The organism is Streptomyces sp. NPDC020192 (assembly GCF_044388685.1).
Taxonomy (GTDB): domain Bacteria; phylum Actinomycetota; class Actinomycetes; order Streptomycetales; family Streptomycetaceae; genus Streptomyces.
The window spans coordinates 1-1,425 of the sequence record NZ_JBIRXG010000130.1; the positions used below are offsets into that span (position 1 = coordinate 1).

The following is a 1,425-nucleotide window of genomic DNA, read 5'->3' on the forward strand; positions in this document are numbered from 1 at the left end:
CCGGGAGTTTCAATGACTGAGTCAAGCTGCCTGCGCGATCGGCGGGGCGGAGGTGAAGACCCTGTTGTCGCGCAGGAGCGCCCACAGCACGTCGACTCGTCGGCGGGCGAGGGCGATGATCGCCTGGACGTGCTTGAGTCCCTCGCCGCGCTTCTTGAGGTAGAAGGCGCGGTTGGGTCCCTCGCGGATGATGCTCGTCTGCGCCGACAGGTAGAACACTCGCTGCAGGCGGCGGCTATAGCGCTTGGGCCGATGCAGGTTGCCGGTGCGGCGCCCAGAGTCCCGCGGGACCGGCACCAGGCCGGCTGCCGAGGCGAGGTTCCCGGCATCGGCGAACGACGCGATGTCCCCGGCGGCGACGATGAATTCGGCTCCCAGAACCGGCCCCATGCCGGGCAGCGACTCGATGATCCCGGCTTGGGGATGCGTCCGGAAGGCTTCGCGGATCTGCTTGTCGAGGCGCTTGATCCGATCGTCCAGCGCCAGGATCTGAGTCGCCAGATCGGCGACGATCTGGCCGGCGACATCTTCGCCGGGCAACGCGGTGTGCTGGGCCTCAGCGGCTTCCAGGGCGATGGCGGCCACGGCGTCCGCGCCGCGCACGCTGCGGTGCGCCAGCCAGGCGGTCAGCCGGGCCCGGCCCCGGCGGCGGATCGCGGCCGGGGACTGATATCCGGTGAGCAGTACCAGTGCGCCCTTCTGCGCCGAGTAGTCGAAGGCCCTCTCCAGCGCGGGGAAGATGCCGGTCAGCACGTCCCGCAGCCGGTTGATCATCCGTACTCGGTCGGCGACCAGATCGGATCGGTGGGCGGTCATCAGGGCCAGGTCTGCGGCGAGCTGAGCGGGCACCTCGATGGCAGTGAAGTCCCGTCGGTGACGGACGGTTTCGGCAATGACGTAGGCGTCGCGTGCGTCAGTCTTGGCCTCCCCCCGGTAGGCGCCGGACATGCGGTTGACGGTGCGGCCGGGCACGTAGACGGCCTGCTGGCCATGCGCGGCGAGCAGAGCGAGCAGCAGCGCGGAGGCGGTGCCGGAGATGTCCACTGCCCAGTGGACTTCCTCGGCCAGGTCCAGGATTTCGCCAATGGCAGCCAGGATCGGGGTCTCGTCGTTATCGATCTTCTTGGACCACAGCGTTGTTCCGGTCTCGTCGACTACCGCGGCCCAGTGATGGCCCTTGCCCGCGTCGATGCCCGCCCACACTCGGTCGTGCCGCTGGTTCACTCGCCCCTCCTCGCCCCGCGCAACATGCCGTCGGCCCGAGGGACACCCCGCCATCAGCTCCGTAAACAGCGACCAATCCGCAATTTTCAATCAGTAGCCAGGGTGCCCAGGAGAGCCGGACGGCCACTCCTGGGGAACCACTGAAGGCAAGCCCTGTTCAGCCACATCCGACCCTCCCGGGCCACCCAACAACTTACGGAG

1 protein-coding gene is annotated in these 1,425 nt (G+C 68.4%); it reads right to left on the reverse strand.

Annotated features, from left to right (window positions below; genetic code table 11):
- Positions 1-21 precede the first annotated feature (21 nt).
- On the reverse strand, positions 22-1,224 hold the full coding sequence (locus ACH47Z_RS47210; RefSeq protein ID WP_399086862.1) for an IS110 family transposase: 1,203 nt from the start codon (positions 1,222-1,224) through the stop codon (positions 22-24).
- Positions 1,225-1,425: the final 201 nt, after the last annotated feature.